Below are 1,300 nucleotides of genomic sequence, written 5' to 3'. Positions count from 1 at the left end.
AAAAATCACGATAACGCTTAAAAAAGATGGCCAACAACAGCAAATCACCGCTTCTCATTTGCTGATTGCTGCCGGTCGTTCGCCTCAAACCAAAACCCTTAACTTAGATAAAACCGGTGTGGAAGTGGACGAAAAAGGCTACATTAAAGTAAACGATAAACTTGAAACTACTGCCGAAGGGATTTATGCTTTGGGCGATGTAAAACCCGGCCCGGCGTTTACGCATATTGCTTACAACGACCATTTGGTGGTGTTGAAAAATTTGATGGAAAACGCCGATGTTTCCATCAAAGGCCGTCCAGTGCCGTATTGCATGTTTACCGATCCGCAACTGGGCCGTATTGGTTTGTCCGAAGACGAAGCCCGAAAGCAAGGTTTGGACATCAAGGTAGCAAAACTAACGATGGACCACGTAGCGCGGGCAATTGAAACCAACGAAACCAAAGGCTTTATGAAAGCGGTTGTGGATGCCAAAACCGACCAGGTTTTGGGTGCAGCGGTTTTAGGTTACGAAGGCGGCGAAGTGATGTCGGTTTTGCAAATGGCTATGCAGGGAAAAATAACCGCGCACCAACTGCGCGAAAATATATTTGCACACCCAACCTTGTCAGAATCTATTAATAACCTTTTTATGTCGATAGAAGAAGCTTAACTTGCTTCCATGATTGTAGCCGAACACCTACGCAAAGATTTTGGTAAAACTGCTGCGGTTGACGATATTTCTTTTGAAGTAAAAGAAGGCGAAACGCTGGTACTTTTGGGTACCAGCGGCTGCGGAAAAACCACGACGCTTAAGATGATCAACCGGCTGACGGAACCTTCGGGCGGCAGGATCAGCGTAAACGGTAAAGATGTTCTCGATCAAAATCCCGATCAGTTAAGAAGAGGAATTGGTTATGTGTTGCAGAATAATGGCTTGTTTCCGCATTATTCTGTGGCCGAAAATATGGCGATTGTTCCGAAATTGTTGAAATGGGATCAGCAGAAAATCGCGCAAAGAACCCAGACTTTACTGGAGAAATTGCATCTCCCTGAAAAATACTTAAACTTATATCCAAATGAATTGAGTGGCGGACAGCAGCAGCGCATTGGTTTGGCGCGTGCTTTAATGGCCGATCCGCCGGTTTTGTTGATGGACGAGGCTTTTGGTGCTTTGGATCCGATTACGCGTTCGGCAATCCGTAAAGAATTTAAACAATTAGACGAGTTTAAGCGGAAAACCATTGTGATGGTTACGCACGATGTACAGGAAGCTTTTGAAATGGCCGACCGGATTTGCCTGATGGATGCCGGAAAAATC

The 1,300-nt window shown here is 45.3% G+C and carries 2 protein-coding genes; both read left to right on the top strand.

The genetic code is table 11. The features are described from left to right. Positions 1-652: FAD-dependent oxidoreductase (locus Q0192_RS17950; RefSeq protein WP_299291751.1), on the top strand; the 652-nt coding region annotated here is incomplete at its 5' end. Positions 653-661: 9 nt separating this feature from the next. After that, on the top strand, positions 662-1,300 hold a 639-nt coding region (locus tag Q0192_RS17945; protein ID WP_299291749.1), incomplete at its 3' end, for an ABC transporter ATP-binding protein.

This window comes from uncultured Mucilaginibacter sp. (assembly GCF_937859865.1).
In the GTDB taxonomy this organism is placed as follows: domain Bacteria; phylum Bacteroidota; class Bacteroidia; order Sphingobacteriales; family Sphingobacteriaceae; genus Mucilaginibacter_A.
Note: the sequence above shows the minus strand (reverse complement) of the source record. Positions and strands in the feature narration are given on the sequence as shown.